A 19804-nucleotide genomic window follows, 5' to 3' on the forward strand; every position below is an offset into this window, starting at 1 on the left:
TTCTACTTGTTTTGGCTTTTATTTTATGCCGTTTAAAATTTGTTTAATATAATTTGTGTTCTCCATTTCGTTAAAAATTTCAGAGAAATTATCTTGTTGCATCAACTCTTTAAATTGTTGTAAATTATTGATGTATTCTTCTAACGTTTCTATTACGTTTTCTTTATTTTGTTTAAAAATTGGTGTCCACATTGCTGGTGAACTTTTTGCCAAACGAACAGTTGAAGCAAAACCAGAACCTGCCATATCAAAAATATCACGTTCATTTTTTTCTTTATTGATAACTGTTTTACCCAACATAAATGCACTAATGTGAGATAAGTGCGAAACATACGCAATATGCTTGTCATGAGAAACAGGGTCCATGTAACGAATACGCATTCCAATGGCTCTAAAAAGCTCTAAAGCTTTTTCTTGAAGCTTAAAAGTTGTCTTTTCTACTTCACAGATAATGTTCGTTTTCCCAACGTATAAGCCAGAAATAGCTGCTGTTGGTCCAGAATTTTCTGTTCCAGCAATTGGATGACATGCTAAAAAATTTCTTCTTTTTGGATGATGTTCAACCGCTTTACAAATTGCTTCTTTTGTTGATCCAGCATCTACAACCAAACCATTATCTGATATTTTATCTAAAATCGTTGGCAATAATTTTACAGTTGCATCTACAGGAATTGATACAATTACCAAGTCTGCATTTTCTATATCATCTAGAGTTGCTTTTTTGTCTATTAGTTTTAATTCTAAAGCCTTATTTAAGGTTTCGTCTTTTCTACTAATTCCATGAATTACAACATCTGGATTGTTATTTTTAATATCGATAGCAAAACTACCGCCTATTAAACCAATACCAATCATGTAAATATTTTTCATAATCTATAATCTTGATATTGCTTCTTTAATTATTTCTGAAGTTACACATAATGAAAATCGGATATATCCTTCTCCTTGAGAACCAAAAATAGTTCCTGGAGTAATAAAAATATCGTTATTGTATAAAACTGAATCTGTAACTTCTTCAGATTTTTTTCCTTCAGGAATCTTTGCCCAAACAAATAATCCTGTTGCGTTTTTATTATACGTTGCATCTAATTTATCTGCTAATTGCCAAATTAGATTTCTACGTTCTTCATATATTTTATTCTGATCTAAAAACCAATCATCAGATAATTGTAATGCTTCTATTGCTCCTTTTTGAATTCCGTAAAACATACCAGAATCCATATTAGATTTTACTTTTAATATTTCATTGATATAAGTGGCTTTTCCTAAAACCATACCTACTCGCCAACCAGCCATATTAAACGTTTTACTTAAAGAATTTAATTCTAAAGCAATGTCTTTTGCACCTTCAACTTGTAAAATACTAATAGGATTATCGTTTAAAATAAAACTATAAGGATTGTCATTGATGATTAAAATATTGTGTTTTTTTCCAAAAGCAACCAATTTCTCAAATGTTTCTAATGTTGCGTCTGTACCTGTTGGCATGTGTGGATAATTTACCCACATAATTTTTACATTCTCTAAATCTTGGGCTTCTAATTCTTCAAAATTAGGTTGCCAATTATTAGCTGCATCTAAATTGTAAAATAAAGGCTCTGCACCTACTAATTTTGTAACAGAAGTATAAGTTGGATATCCAGGATTAGGAATTAATACTTTATCACCTTCATTTAAAAAAGCCATAGAAATATGCATAATTCCTTCTTTGCTTCCCATTAAAGGTAAAATCTCATTTTCTGGGTTTGAATCTACAGAAAACTTATTTTTATAGAAAGTAGAAATTGCAGTTCTTAGCTCTGGTAATCCTTGATAAGATTGATATTTATGCGCATTTGCATCTCCTAAACTTTTAGAAATTGCTTCTAAAACTTTTGTTGGTGGTTGCAAATCTGGAGATCCAATTCCCATATTGATAATTGGTTTTCCTGCAGCAACTAAACCTCTAACTTCTCTTAATTTTTTAGAGAAATAGTATTCTTGAACTGTGTCTAATCTTTTGGCTGGTTTAATCATATTATTTTGAATGAGATCCTGAAACAAGTTCAGGATAGCTGCGCTATTTTCTACCGTTTTTATAGGTTCCTAATATTTTAAATTCTTCAGCCATTATTTCTATAATTGCTTCTGCTTTTTTGTAATCTTTATATTCATCAAAAGTTATATCAACAAAAAACGAGTATTTCCAGGGAGTTTCTATAACTGGTAAAGATTGAATTTTAGTTAAATTCATTTTACAATCGCTCAACACATTTAGTATTGCTGCTAAACTTCCTCTTTTATGATTCAATTGAAATTTTAAAGAAGCTTTATTTACTTCTTCATCAATTTTTGGTTCTTCAGTTTGTACAATTACAAATCTTGTAGAGTTATCTTTTATAGTCTGAATTTCATCTTCAAGAATTTCTAAACCAAAAATTTCTGCTGCTATTTTTGGAGCAATTGCCGCAATACCAACTAAATTTTCTTTCGAAATTCTTTTAGCTACTTCTGCTGTATCTACATCTTCAACTAATTTAATATGAGAATGCATTTTAAAGAATTCTTTACATTGTAACAATGCCATTGGATGTGACCAAACTTCTTTAATATCTTTAATTTCCTGACCTTTTAATGCCATTAAATGATGATGAATATTTAAATATTCTTCATTTGTTATATGCAAATTGTGTTTATCAATTAAAGCGTAATTAGGAATAATTGAACCTGCAATTGTGTTCTCTAAAGCCATCACTCCAAGATTTGCAGAACCCTCTAACAAACTATCTACCAACTCATCAAAAGACATACATTCTTTTAATTGTATTGAAGTTCCGTAAAAGTCGCGAGCAACTTTATGGTGATTTGAGCCTTCTGCTCCTTGAATGGCAATAGTTTTATTCATTAGTTACAAATAATGTCAAAAAAAAAGCCTCGAATTAAATTCGAGACTTTATATTATATGAATGCTTCTTAACAACATGATACAAAGTCTCTGCTTTTATTGTAAAAATAAAAGTAAAAATAGAAACGAGTAAAAGTGTTATTTAACATTTGTATGCTCTTTGTTTGAGAGACAAATCTAAAGATTAAATTGAAACAAACAAATTATATCTCCCTTTTTATCAAAGAATTGACATATCATTAAAAATTAGATTGAATGCACCGTTGGTTTTATGAAATTCCTCAACTAAAAAGGAATAAAAAAGATAATTCTAAATTTTAAACCATTCTTTTACCAATTGCTTTTCTATGGGAGCTACTGTTTTGTGGCTATAATCGTTTTTAATTGCTTCATATTGATAGTCTTTAGACCATTCTTCTATATTTTTCGCCAAATCTTTTAAAGATTGACAAATAAAATTTAGTTCTTCATTTGCTATTGTTGGGTGCACAGATAAACGAACCCAACCTGGTTTTTGAGTATTGCAACCATGCAAAATTTCATCTTTAATTCTATTAGAAGTTGCATGATCTACATTTAATAAAAAATGTCCATAAGTTCCTGCGCAAGAACAACCTCCTCTAGTTTGAATTCCAAATCTGTCATTCAATAATTTTACAACGAGATTAAAGTGATATTTTTCAAAATAGAAAGAAAAGATACTCAAACGTTCTTTATGATTTGGTGCTAAAATTTTAACTCCGGATAAATTTTCTAAAGTATTAAAAACAATTTCATTAATTTCTTCTTCTCTATTTCTAATATTTTGAACACCCATTTTTTCTTTCAATTGTATTGAAAGTGCAATTCTAATGGTTTGTAAAAAACCAGGTGTACCACCATCTTCTCTTGCTTCTACATCATCTAAATAATCATGTTCTCCCCAAGGATTTGTGTAACTTACTGTACCTCCTCCTGGATTATCTGGAATTGTATTTTTATACAGTTTCTTATTAAAAACTAATACTCCAGAACTACCTGGACCTCCTAAAAACTTATGAGGAGAAAAGAAAATAGCATCTAAATACTCATCTTCATTCTCTGGATGCATATCAATATTTACATAAGGTGCACAACATGCAAAATCTACAAAACACAAACCATTATAACTGTGGATTAATTTTGCTACTTCATGATAAGGCGTTTCTATGCCTGTTACATTTGAACAAGATGTAATTGAAACAATTTTTATTTTTCTATCCTGATATTTTTGAATGCATTTTTCAAACTCTATCAAACATAATAAACCTTCATTATTACAAGGAACAACTTCTACATCTGCGATCGTTTCTAACCATGAAGTTTGATTAGAATGATGTTCCATATGACTTATAAAAACAATTGGTTTTAAATCTTCTGGAATTGTTGTGTGATTCTTTAAGTTTTCAGAAACTTTTAAACCTAAAATTCGTTGAAATTTATTGACAGCACCAGTCATACCTGTTCCAGAGGTAATTAAAACATCATTACTATTTGCATTTAAATGACGTTTAATAATATTTCTAGCTTCGTGATATGCTAATGTCATTGCAGCTCCAGAAGTAGAAGTTTCTGTATGTGTATTTGCAACAAATGGTCCAAATTGATGCAGCATTTTATCTTCAATTGGTCCGTATAATCGTCCACTTGCTGTCCAATCTGTATAAATCAATTTTTGTTCTCCATAAGGAGATTGAAAAGTTTGATTAATTCCTACAATATTCTTTTTAAATTGATTAAAATACTGTTCTAAATCTGACTTTAAACTGTTTTCTTTTGTTGAAATCATACTTTACAAAGCTTCAAATTCGTTTACCAAAAATAGGATTTTAAAATTACTCTTTATTGTTGTTTTTAAAAACCTCTAAACCACATTCCAAAAACTTTGCGTAGTCGTTTTCATCTGGAGTATAACCTACAGCTTGATTTAGAATTTTTGTACCATCAGAATTTAATAAAACATAATATGGTTGAGAGTTTGTTTTAAAAAACTGTGTTTGATAATTTGCCCATTTATTTCCATAAGTTTCAAGCTTTCTTGTTCCACCATTAATTCTATTTACCAAAATTTGTTCTTCTTTTGGTAATTCCTTTTTGTCATCAACATATAAAGAAATTAGCACATAATCATTTCTTAAATAATTATCAATCTTTTTATTTGGCCAAACATGTTCTTCCATTTTTCTACAATTTACACATGCATATCCTGTAAAATCTAGCATAATTGGTTTGTTTACTTTATTAGCATATTCAATTCCTTTTTTTAAATCTTTAAAGCAATCTAAATTATTAGGACAATCATTTGGATATAAAAAACTATAACCAACTGGAGGTGCTAAACCACTTAATAAAGTTAATGGGGTAAATGTTTTTGTCTCTTTATTTACCATAAAACCAGAAGCTAAATAAACTACAAAAGAAGCTACTAAAATACCACCAGCAATTCTAGAAAATGATAATTTTTTGATTGGAGAATCATGTGGAAATTTAATTTTACCTAATAAATATAATGCTAAACCTGCAAAAATCAGAATCCATAATAATAAGAATGGTTCAATTTTAAGAAGGTTCCAATGTGCAACTAAATCTGCATTTGATAAGAATTTAAATGCTAAAGCCAATTCTAAAAACCCTAAAATCACTTTTGTTGTATTTAACCATCCACCAGATTTTGGTAGGGCATTCATCATATTAGGAAACATTGCAAACAAAGCAAAAGGCAAACCCAATGAGACTCCAAAACCTGCCATACCAGCAGTTAATTGCCACGCGCCTCCATCTGCAGTTAAAGAACCTGCTAATAAAGAACCTAAAATTGGTCCTGTACAAGAAAATGAAACGATCGCTAAAGTTAACGCCATAAAAAATATGCCAATAAAACCTCCAGAATTTTCTCCTTGAGTTGTTTTATTTGTCCAGCTTGCAGGAAGTGTTAATTCGTAATATCCGAAGAAAGAAAAAGCAAAAAACACAAATATGATAAAGAAGATAATATTTAACCAAATGTTAGTTGATATCTCATTCAAAATATCTGGATTTACAGAATCTAACAAATGAAAAGGTACACTTAAAAGGATATAAACTGCAAAAATAAAGAAGCCATACAAGAGTGCTTTTGATATTCCAGCGCCTTTATTTTGTCCGCTTTTCTTTGTGAAAAAACTAACTGTTAAAGGAATCATTGGAAAAACACAAGGAGTTAACAACGCTAATAATCCGCCTAAAAAGCCAAGTCCAAAAATATTCCAAAGAGATTTTCCTCCACTTTGTATTTCTGATGAATTACTTTTTATTTCATCTTTACAGGTATCAGAAGAAAAAGACAATCCATCTGTGTTCATTCCATAAAGAAGGTTATTTACAGATGTATTATCAACTGATGTAATTATTGAATTTTCATTTTTTCCGTTTAATAAAAAAGTAAAATCTTCATCTATTTGAATGCAAACTTTTCTACAAACTTGTCCTGTTAAATTTAAAGTAACCTTAGAAATATCTTGGTTTTTTAACTTTATTCTTTGCTTTAAGATTGCTTTATTATCAAAATACGTTTCTTGTACATCAAAAATTTCATTAAATTTTTTAATCGTATCACTTTCTACTGCTTTTCCTACCAAGTCATAAGCATCCTTTTCATTAGATTTTGTGATTTCTATTGGCAAGGCACCTCCATCTGCAGTATGTTGAGAATATAAATGCCAATCGGCATCAATTTCTGCCGTTATTACTAAGTCATATTCAACTTTCGAAATTTTTTCAATGGAAGTTTTCCATTTTACAGGATTTAATAGCCCTTCATCTGAATTAAAAGGATTCTCAGATTCATTAGGAATATTAAATTTTAAATCTATTTCTGTTGGTGCTAAACATTTAGAATCGTCACAAACCATAAATTCTACAACACCATTTATTGTATTTATGTCTGATAAAACCTTCACTTCCTGTCTGAAAACAGCTTTATTTTCAAAAAACTTAATTTTCATTTGAAAAACAGTATCGTCGATTGTATGCCCTTTTTCTTCTATTGTTTTTTCTATTAAAGAAAAATTTTGTTCAGAATCATCAAACGTAAATGTTGTAGGTACTGGCCCATCTTCTGGAACATTTTGAGAATACAAATGCCAACCTTCTTCTATAGTTGCCGTTGAGACTAATACAAACTCACTGTCAGAAATTTTTTCCACAGAAGTAGACCACTCAATAGGATCTTCTATTTGAGAGAATACCCCTAAACTAAAAGTTATAAATAAAAATATAAATATGTTTTTCATGCTTTAAAATCTATTAAAAAAGAATGATAAACAGGTAAATCCCTACTTACGTTTCTTTTAAAAATCAAAGATAATTAAATCAATAAGACTGAGTTTAACTAAAAAGTTAATTTTGGTTTACATAAACCAAAAACATTTGAAAAAAACCAAATAAGTTTTATTTTTAAATCATAAAATAAGAACTCTAAGCAGATAATTTATGGTATCTTCAATTTTATTTTTTATACTAAAAATCAGTTTTAAATATGAAGTTAAATTTTGAAACAGTTAGTACACTATTGTTTGTTTTTATATTGCTCTTAATTACTTCATGTAAAGAAAATTCAAAACATGAAACTATTTTTGTAAAAAATAATGCTGAACTTAAAACAGCAATTACAAATGCAACTCCTGGAACAAATATTGTTTTAAAAGACGGAATTTATAAAGGTGCACAGATTAAATTTTACGCAATTGGAACCAAAGAAAAACCAATTACATTAAAAGCAGAAAATCCTGGTAAAGTGTTTTTTGAAGGCAAATCTTATTTGCATTTAGGAGGAGAATATTTAATTGTTGATGGATTATATTTTAGGAATGGTTACAGTCCAGAAATTAGTATTCTTAGATATAGAATAGGTAAAGATTCAACTGCTTTTCATAGCAGAATTACAAATACCGTTATTAAAAATTTCACCAAACCAAGTAGACTAACCAATGATCATTGGATCGAATTTTACGGTAAACACAACAAAATAGATCATTGTTATATTTCTGGAAAATCTAACGACGGAGAAACCATAAGAGTTTTTCAAGACGGAAATAAAAACGTTAGTAACTATCATCAAATTGTACATAATTATTTTGGACCAAGACCAAGAAAAGGTGGTCCAAGAGCAGAAACGATTCGTGTTGGAGATAGTAAAACTTCAATGAGTTCTGGTTTTGTAAATGTTTCTGATAATTATTTTGAAGCTTGTAATGGAGAAGTAGAAATAATATCAGACAAAACAAACTTCAACACTTTTAAAAACAATATTTTCTACAAATGTGAAGGTTCTTTGGTGTTAAGACATGGAAGTTTTTCTACTGTAGATAGCAACATTTTTATTGGTGATGATGATTCTGATTTTTATGGAGGAATCAGGTTGGTAAGTACAGGTCATTTTATAACTAACAATTATTTCTATAAAATAAATGGCTCAAAATTTAGAAGTCCGTTAGCAGTTATGAACGGTATAAATATGTCGCCAATTAATAGATATAAACAAGTTACAGATGTTGTTGTTGCTTATAATACTTGGGTAGATTGTAAATCTCCAATTCAAATTGGAGTTGGTCAAAACGTAGCAAGTGCTGGAGTTTTACCTAAATACGAAATTCGTTCTGCTCCACCAATTCGTTCTGTAATTGCCAATAATTTAATTTACAATCATCAATCAGATGCAAAACCTTTTATCAATCATGATAATATGGAAGGAATTTTGTTTCAAAACAATATTCTTGATAATAACGGAAGTGAATTTACAAAGTATGAGGTTTTACAGAATGAAACTGTTAAAATGAAGCAAATTAATGATTGGTTATTTGTTCCAGAAACAAATCATTCAGAAGCTTTTAATGAAACCTATATTGGTTATGAATTTGATAAAATAAAAACAGACCTTTTTGAAAGTTCTAGAGCTGATAAAAACAATGTTGGTGCAATTACAAATTTAGCAGCAGCAGAAAAGTTTAAAATTGATACCAAAAAATATGGTCCTTCTTGGTTTTCAACTGATAAAATAAATCCTGAAGCAAATCTTATAAATGTTTCTAAATCTGATGATTTAATCACTAAAATTTCAGAAGCAAAAAGTGGAGATATTATCAATTTAACAGACAAAGTTTATACATTTAAAACTTCACTTAAAATTGATAAAAACGTTACAATTCAATCAAAAAATAAAGCACAAATTATTTTTACGGGTGATAAAAACACTCCTGCTTTTGTAATGAACCCTTATGGAAATTTATTTTTAGAAAATATTGATATTAAAAGTAAAACCAATCAAATCACTTTTGAAACACTGAAAGGAAACATGTCTGCAGCTTATAATATCACTGTAAACAATTGTACTATTTCTAATTTTAAATCAATCATTGAAGTTTCTAAAGGTTCGTTTGCAGATAATATCACTTTTAAAAACACTAAAATAAAAGATTGTAAAAACGGAATTATTTTAGCTTCAGAAGAAAAAGGAGATTATAATGCAGCAATGATTGTAATTGATAATTGTGAAATAACAAACATTCAACAAAATGTGATTCATTATTATAGAGGTGGTTATGATGAATCTACCATTGGAGGAAGTTTAAAAGTAACAAATAGCACTTTTAGAAACTCTGGAAGCAAAGAAAAAAGTGGCATTTTATTAAAAACAAGAGGAATTGTAAATGTTGATATATCAGGAAATACATTTCAAAATAATCCTATAAAAAACATTGCTTTCTTATGGGGAGAAAAAAATAATCATCACAAAGAAAATACTGTAATTCATTCTGGAAAAATAAAAGTTGAACAACAATTGAAGCTGGATATTCTTTATTAAATTTCAGAAACGAAATTTTTAAAAACCATATATATAAATGAGTACTTTTATATTCAATCACATAGCTCTTTCTGTAAAAGATGTAGATAAATCCATAGCCTTTTATCAAAAAATATTTCACTTTAAAGAAATTAAGAATACAGCTTCAGATTCTAAAACGAGATGGTTATCTATAGGAGAAGGCAAACAACTTCATTTAATTCCTCGTCCTAATTTTGAAATAAAAGTAAATAAGGCCGTTCATTTTGCTTTATCAACAGCTAAAATAGATTCATTTGTAGTTTATCTAAAAGAACTGAAAATTGATTATTCTGATTGGATTGGTTCACAAAATAAAGATTACGTTCGGAAAGATGGTATTAAACAAGTGTATTTTCAAGATCCAAATGGTTATTGGATTGAAGTAAATGATGCTATTTAATAAATATTAAAAACTATTTCCACTTAATACCACAACCCATACTTGGTTTTTGGTTTTCTAAAGCAGGTTTGTTTTCCAATAAATTATCAAGAGAGTTTCGTAAATCACTTCCTGTAACTGGCATTCCATTTCCAGGTCTAGAATTGTCTAATTGCCCATGATAAATAGCTTTTAAACCAACATCAAAAACATAAAAATCTGGCGTACAAGCTGCATTATATGCTTTTGCTACTTCTTGGGTTTCATCATACAAATACGGAAATGGAAATTGTTCTTTTTTTGCCAATTTCTTCATTAATTCAGGAGAATCTTGTTGGTAATTTTCAACATCATTAGAACTAATTGCAATAAAACTGATTCCTTTTTGTTGATATTCATTTGCCATTTTAACCAACGCTTCATTTACATGAATTACAAACGGACAATGATTACAAATAAACATAATTACAGTTCCTTTTTCTCCTTTTACATCTTTTAGAGAAATTAGCTTGTCATCAATTGTATTTATTAAAGTGAAATCGGGCGCTTTTGTTCCTATTGTAAATTCGTTAGATTCTGTTAATGCCATAATTTGATTAATTTCAAACCAAAAATAAGGAAATATTTGAAAGAACTAAATGTTGTTTTTCTAATTATTTTCGAATAACTTGCTATTTCATTCCAAATAAAACTTAATGAAACTTTTATCTTCCCTACTATTTGTATCTGTTTTTTCTATACTTTCAAATTTAGCACAAGAACAATTAATTCAGAATGTTTACCTCAGAGAAAGTACTTCTCTTAACGGAATGTGGAAATATATTGTAGACCCTTATGAAAACGGTTTTTACAATTACAGATTAGAGCCTTTTGAAAAGCAAGAAAAACCTCAAAAAAGTGCATTTTTTAAAAATGCTAAACAAGAAGATAAAACAGAATTATTAGAATATAATTTTGATAAAAGCGATTCTATTTCAATTCCAAGCGATTGGAATTCTCAAAAAGAAAATCTGTTTTATTATGAAGGAACAGTTTGGTTTAAAAAGTCTTTCAACTACAACATCAAAAAAGAAAATAACAGAGTTTTTGTACATTTTGGAGCATCAAACTACGAAACTGATGTGTATTTTAATGGAGAAAAATTAGGAAAGCATATTGGAGGCTTCACTCCTTTTAATTATGAAATAACACATTTACTTCAAAAAAAAGACAATTTTTTAGTTGTAAAAGTTGATAACAAACGTAAAAAAGAAGGTGTTCCTACCTTAAATACAGATTGGTGGAATTATGGAGGAATTACAAGAGATGTAAAATTAATTGAAACTTCATCTACTTTTATTAATGATTATTTTATTCAGCTTAATAAAAACGATAGAAATACAATTAATGGTAAAATTCAGTTGAATGGAAGTGATATTTCATCAAAAGAAATACAAATTAAAATTCCTGAACTAAAAATCAATAAAAAAATAAAAACAGATAAAAATGGGGTTACAACTTTTAAAATATCTTCAAAAAAAATAAAGTATTGGTCAAATAAAAACCCACATTTGTATGAAGTTTTTTTAAAAATAAATGATGATATAATTAAAGACAAAATTGGTTTTAGGACAATAAAAACTTCTGGAAGTTCCATCTTATTAAATGATGAAAAAATTTATTTAAAAGGAATTTCAATTCACGAAGAAAGTCCTTTTAGAGGAGGAAGAGGTTACACAAAAAAAGATTCTAAAAAGTTACTTACTTGGGCAAAAGAATTAGGCTGCAACTATGTACGTCTTGCTCACTATCCTCACAACGAGCACATGGTTAGATTGGCAGATGAAATGGGTATTTTAGTTTGGGAAGAAAACCCTGTTTATTGGACAATTTCTTGGAAAAATAAAGAAACTTATAACAATGCTAAAAATCAATTAGCAGAAGTAATTAGTAGAGACAAAAACAGAGCTTCAGTTATTATTTGGTCTATGGCAAATGAAACTCCTACAAGTAATGCTAGAAATGCTTTTTTAACCAGTTTAGCCGAATTCACTAAAAAAGAAGATCCTACAAGATTAATTAGTGCTGCCTTAGAACAAAGTGATTATAAAAACAGTAAAACAATTAGAACTATAAATGATGATTTTGCAGATATTGTAGACGTATTAAGCTTTAATCAATATATTGGTTGGTATGATGGTTTACCAGAGAAAACTGAAAAAATTTCATGGAAAATAACTCAAAATAAACCTGTGTTAATTTCTGAATTTGGCGCAGGTGCTAAAAAAGGTTTTTATGCAGACAAAAACACACGTTGGAGTGAAGAATTCCAAGAAGAAGTGTATGTAAAAACATTAAAAATGCTCGATAAAATTGATCAACTCCAAGGTTTATCTCCATGGATTTTAGTTGACTTTAAATCTCCAAGAAGAGTATTACCAGAAATTCAGGATGGGTATAATAGAAAAGGCCTTATTTCTGAAAAAGGTGAAAAGAAAAAGGCCTTTTTTGTATTGCAAAAATTTTATAATTCTAAAGATTAAGTACAAATATTAAAATTACTTTTTAGAAAAATAAAATTAATAACTATGCCTTCTTCATTTTTCCTGTCCAAGTTCTTCCTCCTAAAGTAGATTCATAGTAAACGTTATTATGTTTTATCTTTGTAATATGCATCGATAACTTTGTACCACTTTTAAATGGAAAATTTGGTAAGTTAGATTCTATAATAGTCATTGTGCATTCATCTTTTGAAACCCAAGAGATTTTAGATTTTATATAATTTTTTTTATTATTAAAATATTCTATATGCTGAGTTTCACTAAAAATCACTAAAACTTCTTCTCCATGATACTTATAAGTAAACTTTTGATTTTCTATTAAAGGGGAAAAAGTAGAATTATTTGTTTCAGTAGAATCATTTTCTTCAATTTCAGCAACAGTATTCATTGCGTAATCTTGAGCATAAAAGTTTAGCGATAATAAAATTGTTAGACTTAAAAATAATATTTTTTTTAATTTTTTCATAATGGAGGAATTTATAAAGTTTAATAAATTTGTTTGTATTTCATACCCAAATCTATGACTTTTTCAAGCACTTGTCAATCCCCAAAAACAGTGAAATTTTTACATAACTGAAAACAGTTAGTTCTCTAACTGAAAACAGTTAGAAAGATTAATTTTCAATAATTGCTTGCGCACAAATATATCCTCCTGTCCAAGCATTCTGAAAATTAAAACCTCCTGTAACCGCATCAATATTAAGAACTTCTCCTACAAAAAATAAATTTTTATGCTTTTTACTTTCAAAACGCTTAAAATTAATTTCTTTTAAATCAATTCCTCCAGCAGTAACAAATTCATCTTTAAAAGTAGTTCTACCATTTGCATTAAAAACACCTTTTGTTAGTTGGTTTGCCAAATGTTCTAATTGAGCATTATTTAAATCTGCCCAATTTTGATTTATTCTAATTTCAGCAGCAATTACAAAACGCTCCCACAATCTTTTAGAAATTTCTGTAAATGGCGATTTTAAAACCACCGTTTTTCTAGGCTCTTTCTTTTTTAAGTTTAAAAGAACATTTAAAACTTTGTCTGTTGGTCTAGACAACCAATTAACTTGAACATTATATTGGTATTTTTTATCAGCTAAAACTCTTGCTCCAAAAGCAGATAGTTTTAAAACTGCTGGCCCACTCATTCCCCAATGTGTAATTAATAAAGGCCCTGAAGCTTCTAATTTTGTATTTACAATCTTTACAGTTGCATTTGGCACAGAAGTACCTAATAAATCTACCAATCGTTTATCATTAATATTAAACGTAAATAAAGAAGGAACAGGTGCTACAATAGAATGATCTAAAGTTTCACATAATTCCCATACTTTTTTAGAACTTCCTGCTGCAATTACTACTTTATCAGCTTCAAAATTTTGGTTTTTAGTGTTGATAATCCATTTGTTGTCTTGTTGATAAACTGAATTTACACCACAGTTTGTCAACACTTTTATTCCTAACTTATCAACAGCATTTTGAAAACAATCTATAATTGCTTGACTTGTATTTGCTTCTGGAAAAACACGATTGTCGGCTTCAATTTTTAAAGGAACTCCTCTTTCTTCAAACCACTCAAAAGTATCTCCAGTCATAAATTGATGAAAAGGACCCAACAACTCTTTTTTTCCTCTTGGATAAAATTCTATTAAATCTTTAGGAATAAAACAAGCATGCGTTACATTACATCTTCCACCTCCAGAAATTTTAACTTTCTGTAGAACATCTTTTCCTTTTTCTAGAATTGTAATATCTAAATCAGGATTATTTTCTTTGGCATTTATTGCTGTAAAATATCCTGCTGCTCCTCCTCCAATTATGATTACTTTTTTCATTTTTTATGATGTCAGTTCGAGTGATTTTGATTTTTTATCAAAATTGTATCTAGAACTTTTTATTAAATCATCTCGATACAAATTTATTTCATTCTTCAATAAATTCAATCGATATGACATTGTGTTATAAAACCATTTCTGAATACTTCAGAATTGTTTCAAATCCTTTATTTTTAAAATATGTGGGTGTGTCTTTATTTCCTGTAACTAATACAAAATCTCCACCCCAAGCTCCTAAACTTTTTATTTGACCAAAATAGTCTGGAAATAAGTTTTCTTTTACGGGCTTCAATTTAATGATTGAACTAATAATTTGTTCGTGTTCTATTATTAAGTCTTCAAATATTTCTAACGATTTTGCACTTAAAAATGCATCAGAAATCTCTGAAATTCTTTTTATTTCTTTATCAAAATTGATATTACTTTCTCTAAATTTAGCAATACCTTCTTTAGAATCTTGTTTCTGATTTAAGTGTACAAAAAACAAATTGTCTTTAAAATCAGAATTAAATTCAACCTTTTCTATTTTTGGTGTCATTTCGAGCGCAGACGAGATTGTTTTTTCAATTTGATAAAAAACTGGAACATTATTTTGTGCACACGCAATATCGTATCCACTTCCTTTAAAAGAGTTCCAAAGCAATTTAAACGCGTCTACTTTTGCCCAAGTTGCAATAGAATTTATTAATGTTGATGAAGTTCCTAATCCCCAATTTCTTGGAAAAGTAAGATTTGTTTTTACTACAAATCCGTTTTCTGATGCTAAAAAATTTGGGTTTAACTTTTTTGCTTCTTTTAAAATTTCTAATAACGTTTCTGCAATAACTTCACTACTTCCTTCTTTATCAGAATTAAAAGTACAGTTTATCAAACGTAGTTTTTTTAAATCAAAAACAGCTTCAAACCAACATTCTCCTGTATGTGTAAAACTTCCCCAAATAATTTCTGGTTCTTTTATTTTTTCAACAACTAAATCTTGTCCAAATTTTGTAGGAATCGCTAAAGATTTTGCTCCATCTAAAACAAGATACTCTCCTGTTAATAAAAGTTTTCCGTTTGAGTAATAATTTTTCAAAACTACTTTGTCTGGTCGAGCGCAGTCGAGACCTTTTTTATGATAACTACTTTTTATGACCTCTCGACTGCGCTCGAGGAGACATTCTAATTATATAGTTTTCTGCATTTACAGAAAAATCAACCTAATTATAATAAGTTGAATTGTTTAAAATGATGTGTAAAATGCTTTACGTGGAATTTTTTCCAATATTCATAATCTAATTCTCCAAAAAATGGATGATTTTCTGCTTTTGCAGTTTTAAAATGTGTGTTAAAATCATCTATCTGATGAAATAAATCATTAATTGCTTCTCCAACAGAATTAAATTTCAATTCATTTGGTTCTTCAGATAAAATAGGCGTTTTAAAACCAACTTGTAATTCTCCTTCTGTATTTAAAAAAGGTTTTCTTCTTGCAGATTTTTCATCAGAAACATAATAATCTGCATCAACCTTACCATTAGAAATTTGTAATAAGAAACTTAAATGTTCAATCATTTGTTGCCCATTCATTTTTCCAAAGATTGGTTTTGCATCTTCATTTAACATCGATAATTTAGATCTCACCAAATTTTTATCCAAAAAATTAATCCAATTAATAGTTGGTTCTCTTAAAGCATCTATTTTTTCTACAACTGCAGAATGTGTCACTGTTCTTTTATCAAAATAGGCGGTAATTATTTCTTTTTCTTCTTCAGTAGCGTTAAACTGATTTAAAATATTTTGCAAATGCATTTTCATGTGTCCATGCTGAATTCCCTTAGTAGTTAATGCTCTTAAAGCTGCAAAATTCTGAGCTAAACCTGCTGCTGCCATAATTTGCATTAAAGTTCTTGCAGATGGCTTTTGCAACATTTCTAGAGATAATTTTGCCATTGGATGCAAAGCAGTTAACCCACCAACAGTTCCTAAAGCTAATGGAATTTCAATCCAGAATTTAAAAATTCCATTTGAAATATCACAATGAGATAAACTAGCATATTGACCAGATCTTGACGCATAAGCATGTGCCCCAGCTTCTACAGCTCTAAAATCGTTACCAGTTGCTAGCACAACAGCATCAACTCCGTTCATAATTCCTTTATTATGGGTTACAGCTCTATAAGGTTCTATTTCTGCAATTTTTATTGCTTGCTGAAATTTCTCTGCAAATTTCTGTGGATTATCTCCACCTAATTCTTCAATCTTACAACTTACTTCTGCTCTTACTAAACATTCTGGAACATAATTAGAAAGAATACTCATCACAATTTCTACATCTTCTTTTTCAAACTTTTTTGCAATCGCTTCTAAACAAGAATTTATAAAATTTGCCCCCATTGAATCTTTCGTTTCAAAAGTTACATGCAATTGATAATAGTGCTTTAATTTATCAGTTTTATCAACTAATTCAATATCTAAAATTCCACCTCCACGTTTTTCCATATTTTTAGTAATGGAAGAAGTCGCTGCAAATAATTCCGTTTTATTTTTATTGAAATAATTTTCTAATTCCTTTTTATCACCAGCATACATAAAATGGACTTGTCCAATTTTCGTAGTTCCAATAACCGTAGTTTTAAAACCTCCTCTTGTACTCCAAAATTTACCAACTAAAGAAGCAGCTGCTACAACAGAACTTTCTTCTACAACCATAGGTATTACATAAGCTCTATCATTTATCACAAAATTTGGTGCAATACCAAAAGGCATATAAAAATTAGAAATTGTATTCTCTATAAAGTCATCATGAAGCTGCTGTAAATCAACATCATCATTCCAATATTGAGTAATAATATTTTCAGTATCTGGTTGATTATGAAAATAATTTTTAGTTAACCATTTAATCTTTTCAACTTTAGTTAACTTAGAAAAACCTGAAATAAGTTTGTTCATTTATTTGGGTATAAAACTATCAAGAACAAAGATAAGTCAAACTATTAAATTAGTAGGGTATATTCAATATTTCTGATTTTTTAAGACATTTTTTGCTGATTTTTCCGTAAACTTGGCAAAGTTTTATTAAATATAAAGTCTGAATGAAACAAATATATATTTTAGCAGCAATTGTACTTCTTATAAGCTGTAAAGAAAACACCTCTACAACATCAAATTATACAACAGGAACTAAAGAAATTACCCTAGAAGAAATTTGGGATGGAACTTTTTCATCAAAAAGAATGAATTCTTTGAATTCTATGAATGGTGATTTTTATGCTGTACTAAATACTGACGAGGAAACAAAAGCAAAAACTGTAGATAAATACAGCTATAAAACTTTAGAAAAAGTTGAAACTATTGTGAATAGTAATGACATTAAAGGTTTAGATGGATTTTCTTCTTATAGTTTTAACAATGATGAAACGAAATTAATTTTAGGAACCAATTTCGAAAAGATATTTAGACGTTCTTTTAAAGGTACTTTTTATGCTTATGATATTGCTTCTAAGAAATTAACAAAAATTGGAGACGAAATTCAAGAACCTGTTTTTTCTCCAGATAATAAAAATGTAGCATATGCAAAAAACAACAATCTTTTTATAAAAAATGTTGCTTCAAACAAAATAACTCAAGTTACTAAAGATGGTCAGAAAAACAGTATTATTAATGGAATAACGGATTGGGTATACGAAGAAGAGTTTGGTTTTGTAAGAGCGTTTGAATGGAATAAAACAGGAACTCACTTAGCTTTTTTACGTTTTGATGAAAAAAGTGTCCCTACTTTTTCTATGGATATGGTTGGCAAAGAAAACTATCCTAATCAACAAGTTTTTAAATATCCCAAAGCAGGAGAAAAAAATGCAGATGTAACACTACATATGTACAATATTTCTGCAAAAAATAGTAAGAAAATTTCTTTGGGAGATTATGAGTATATACCAAGAATTAAATGGTCTAATAATGATGCTATTTTAGTTGCAACTACATTAAATCGTCATCAAAATAATTTAAAATTACATAAAGTAAATGCTTTAAGAACAAGTACTACTTTGTTATTAAACGAAACCGACAAAGCGTATATTGATATTACTGACAACCTTACTTTTTTAGATGATAATAGTTTTATTTGGACAAGTGAAAAAGACGGTTATAATCATATTTATCATTATGATTTTAATGGAAAACTAATCAACCAAATAACAAAAGGAGATTGGGAAGTAACAAGATATTATGGTTATAATGATAGTAAGAAAACTATTTATTATCAATCTGTAGAAAACGGTTCTATCAATAGAGGTGTGTATTCAATTGACTTAGAGGGTGAAAATAAAAAATTATTGAGTAATGAAGATGGACAAAACACAGCATCTTTTAGTAAAAATCTAAACTACTTTATTAACACATATTCATCCACAGAAATTCCACCAGTGTATTCTTTATATACAGGTGAAGGTGAAATGATAAAAGTGGTAAAAGATAATGTTGCTTTAAAAGAAAAATTATCTGAATACAAAATGAGCCCTAAAGAGTTTTCAACCATTAATATTAATGGAAATGACCTAAATATGTGGATGGTTAAGCCTGCTAATTTTGATGAAAATAAAAAATACCCAATGTTAATGTTTCAATATTCTGGACCAGGTTCTCAACAAGTTGGAAACAGATGGAATGGAAGCAATGACTATTGGCACAATATGTTAGCCCAAAAAGGAATTATTGTAGTTTGTGTAGATGGACGAGGAACTGGTTTTAAAGGTGCTGATTTTAAAAAATCTACTTATTTAAACTTGGTAAAGTATGAAACTGAAGATCAAATTGCTGCAGCAAAAAAACTCTCTAAACGCTCTTATATTGATGAAAATAATATTGGTATTTGGGGTTGGTCTTTTGGCGGACATATGAGTACAAATGCGCTTTTAAAAGGAAGTGATATTTTTACAACTGCTATAGCTGTTGCACCAGTAACTTCTTGGCGTTTTTATGACACTGTTTATACAGAGCGTTTTTTAAGAACTCCACAAGAAAACCCTGGAGGTTATGATGACAATTCACCTGTAAATTATGCAGATAAATTAAAAGGAAACTATTTATTAGTTCATGGAACTGGAGATGATAATGTACATATACAAAACTCTTACAGAATGATAAATTCTTTAATTGAAGCCAATAAACAATTTGATATGTTTATTGTTCCAGATAGAACACACGGAATTTACAAAGGAAAAAATACACGTTTAAATTTGTATACTAAAATGACAAATTTCATCGAAGAACATTTAAATAAAGAATCAACTAAATCAATAGAAATAAAAGGATAAA

At 28.7% G+C, this 19804-nt stretch carries 14 protein-coding genes and 1 pseudogene; 4 read left to right on the forward strand and 11 right to left on the reverse strand.

Features of this window, described 5'->3' with window-relative positions:
* Positions 1-18: 18 nt before the first annotated feature.
* From PHEL85_RS15335 to PHEL85_RS15355, 5 genes are all read right to left on the reverse strand, one after another.
* Positions 19-870 (reverse strand): prephenate dehydrogenase, encoded by an 852-nt coding sequence (locus tag PHEL85_RS15335; protein ID WP_036827196.1) that lies wholly within the window; start codon positions 868-870, stop codon positions 19-21.
* 3 nt (positions 871-873) lie between these two features.
* A complete protein-coding gene (locus PHEL85_RS15340) occupies positions 874-2016 on the reverse strand; it encodes a pyridoxal phosphate-dependent aminotransferase (protein WP_036827198.1) in 1143 nt (380 codons plus the stop codon).
* Between the two features lie 43 nt (positions 2017-2059).
* Entirely contained in the window at positions 2060-2884 is an 825-nt protein-coding gene (locus tag PHEL85_RS15345; protein WP_036827200.1) for a prephenate dehydratase, read from the reverse strand.
* Positions 2885-3194: 310 nt separating this feature from the next.
* Entirely contained in the window at positions 3195-4691 is a 1497-nt protein-coding gene (locus tag PHEL85_RS15350) for an aminotransferase class V-fold PLP-dependent enzyme (RefSeq protein ID WP_036827205.1), read from the reverse strand.
* Positions 4692-4737: 46 nt separating this feature from the next.
* Positions 4738-7173, reverse strand: a complete 2436-nt coding sequence (locus PHEL85_RS15355) for a protein-disulfide reductase DsbD family protein (protein ID WP_036827208.1) — start codon at positions 7171-7173, stop codon at positions 4738-4740.
* Positions 7174-7418: 245 nt separating this feature from the next.
* Here PHEL85_RS15355 and PHEL85_RS15360 point away from each other — a divergent pair, with 245 nt between their 5' ends.
* Positions 7419-9743, forward strand: a complete 2325-nt coding sequence (locus PHEL85_RS15360) for a chondroitinase-B domain-containing protein (RefSeq protein WP_036827209.1) — start codon at positions 7419-7421, stop codon at positions 9741-9743.
* A 37-nt stretch (positions 9744-9780) separates the two neighbouring features.
* Positions 9781-10164, forward strand: coding sequence for a VOC family protein (locus tag PHEL85_RS15365; RefSeq protein ID WP_036827211.1), 384 nt, complete (start codon positions 9781-9783; stop codon positions 10162-10164).
* A 13-nt stretch (positions 10165-10177) separates the two neighbouring features.
* Here PHEL85_RS15365 and PHEL85_RS15370 read toward each other — a convergent pair whose 3' ends face one another.
* Positions 10178-10732: a thioredoxin family protein gene (locus PHEL85_RS15370; protein WP_036827213.1), complete on the reverse strand. Its 555-nt coding sequence runs from the start codon at positions 10730-10732 to the stop codon at positions 10178-10180.
* 106 nt (positions 10733-10838) lie between these two features.
* On the opposite strand from PHEL85_RS15370, the gene PHEL85_RS15375 reads away from it, so the two are divergent.
* Complete coding sequence (locus tag PHEL85_RS15375; protein ID WP_036827214.1) at positions 10839-12665, forward strand: glycoside hydrolase family 2 protein; 1827 nt, start codon at positions 10839-10841, stop codon at positions 12663-12665.
* Positions 12666-12708: 43 nt separating this feature from the next.
* Here PHEL85_RS15375 and PHEL85_RS15380 read toward each other — a convergent pair whose 3' ends face one another.
* From PHEL85_RS15380 to PHEL85_RS15395, 5 genes and pseudogenes are all read right to left on the reverse strand, one after another.
* Positions 12709-13149: a hypothetical protein gene (locus PHEL85_RS15380; protein ID WP_036827216.1), complete on the reverse strand. Its 441-nt coding sequence runs from the start codon at positions 13147-13149 to the stop codon at positions 12709-12711.
* Positions 13150-13297: 148 nt separating this feature from the next.
* Positions 13298-14509, reverse strand: a complete 1212-nt coding sequence (locus PHEL85_RS15385; protein WP_036827219.1) for an NAD(P)/FAD-dependent oxidoreductase — start codon at positions 14507-14509, stop codon at positions 13298-13300.
* 124 nt (positions 14510-14633) lie between these two features.
* Positions 14634-15584 carry a GYDIA family GHMP kinase gene (locus PHEL85_RS15390; protein ID WP_036827221.1) on the reverse strand — a complete coding sequence of 317 codons (951 nt, stop codon included), beginning with the start codon at positions 15582-15584 and terminating at the stop codon, positions 14634-14636.
* 128 nt (positions 15585-15712) lie between these two features.
* The gene (locus PHEL85_RS18295) at positions 15713-16114 is read right to left on the reverse strand and encodes a DUF1569 domain-containing protein (protein ID WP_316931392.1); all 402 of its coding nucleotides are present in this window, start codon (positions 16112-16114) and stop codon (positions 15713-15715) included.
* A gap of 57 nt (positions 16115-16171) precedes the next feature.
* Positions 16172-17440, reverse strand: a pseudogene (locus PHEL85_RS15395) (hydroxymethylglutaryl-CoA reductase, degradative); the annotation flags it as partial.
* 143 nt (positions 17441-17583) lie between these two features.
* Between PHEL85_RS15395 and PHEL85_RS15400 the strand changes: the two are divergent.
* A complete protein-coding gene (locus PHEL85_RS15400) occupies positions 17584-19803 on the forward strand; it encodes a S9 family peptidase (protein ID WP_036827227.1) in 2220 nt (739 codons plus the stop codon).
* Position 19804 lies beyond the last annotated feature (1 nt).

Source organism: Polaribacter sp. Hel1_85 (genome assembly GCF_000766795.1).
In the GTDB taxonomy this organism is placed as follows: Bacteria; Bacteroidota; Bacteroidia; order Flavobacteriales; family Flavobacteriaceae; genus Polaribacter.

Coding starts and splice junctions, on each gene's coding strand:
- PHEL85_RS15335 (WP_036827196.1), bottom strand. CDS start 870: ATGAAAAATATTTACATGATTGGTATTGGTTTAATAGGCGGTAGTTTT.
- PHEL85_RS15340 (WP_036827198.1), bottom strand. CDS start 2,016: ATGATTAAACCAGCCAAAAGATTAGACACAGTTCAAGAATACTATTTC.
- PHEL85_RS15345 (WP_036827200.1), bottom strand. CDS start 2,884: ATGAATAAAACTATTGCCATTCAAGGAGCAGAAGGCTCAAATCACCAT.
- PHEL85_RS15350 (WP_036827205.1), bottom strand. CDS start 4,691: ATGATTTCAACAAAAGAAAACAGTTTAAAGTCAGATTTAGAACAGTAT.
- PHEL85_RS15355 (WP_036827208.1), bottom strand. CDS start 7,173: ATGAAAAACATATTTATATTTTTATTTATAACTTTTAGTTTAGGGGTA.
- PHEL85_RS15360 (WP_036827209.1), top strand. CDS start 7,419: ATGAAGTTAAATTTTGAAACAGTTAGTACACTATTGTTTGTTTTTATA.
- PHEL85_RS15365 (WP_036827211.1), top strand. CDS start 9,781: ATGAGTACTTTTATATTCAATCACATAGCTCTTTCTGTAAAAGATGTA.
- PHEL85_RS15370 (WP_036827213.1), bottom strand. CDS start 10,732: ATGGCATTAACAGAATCTAACGAATTTACAATAGGAACAAAAGCGCCC.
- PHEL85_RS15375 (WP_036827214.1), top strand. CDS start 10,839: ATGAAACTTTTATCTTCCCTACTATTTGTATCTGTTTTTTCTATACTT.
- PHEL85_RS15380 (WP_036827216.1), bottom strand. CDS start 13,149: ATGAAAAAATTAAAAAAAATATTATTTTTAAGTCTAACAATTTTATTA.
- PHEL85_RS15385 (WP_036827219.1), bottom strand. CDS start 14,509: ATGAAAAAAGTAATCATAATTGGAGGAGGAGCAGCAGGATATTTTACA.
- PHEL85_RS18295 (WP_316931392.1), bottom strand. CDS start 16,114: ATGTTAAATGAAGATGCAAAACCAATCTTTGGAAAAATGAATGGGCAA.
- PHEL85_RS15400 (WP_036827227.1), top strand. CDS start 17,584: ATGAAACAAATATATATTTTAGCAGCAATTGTACTTCTTATAAGCTGT.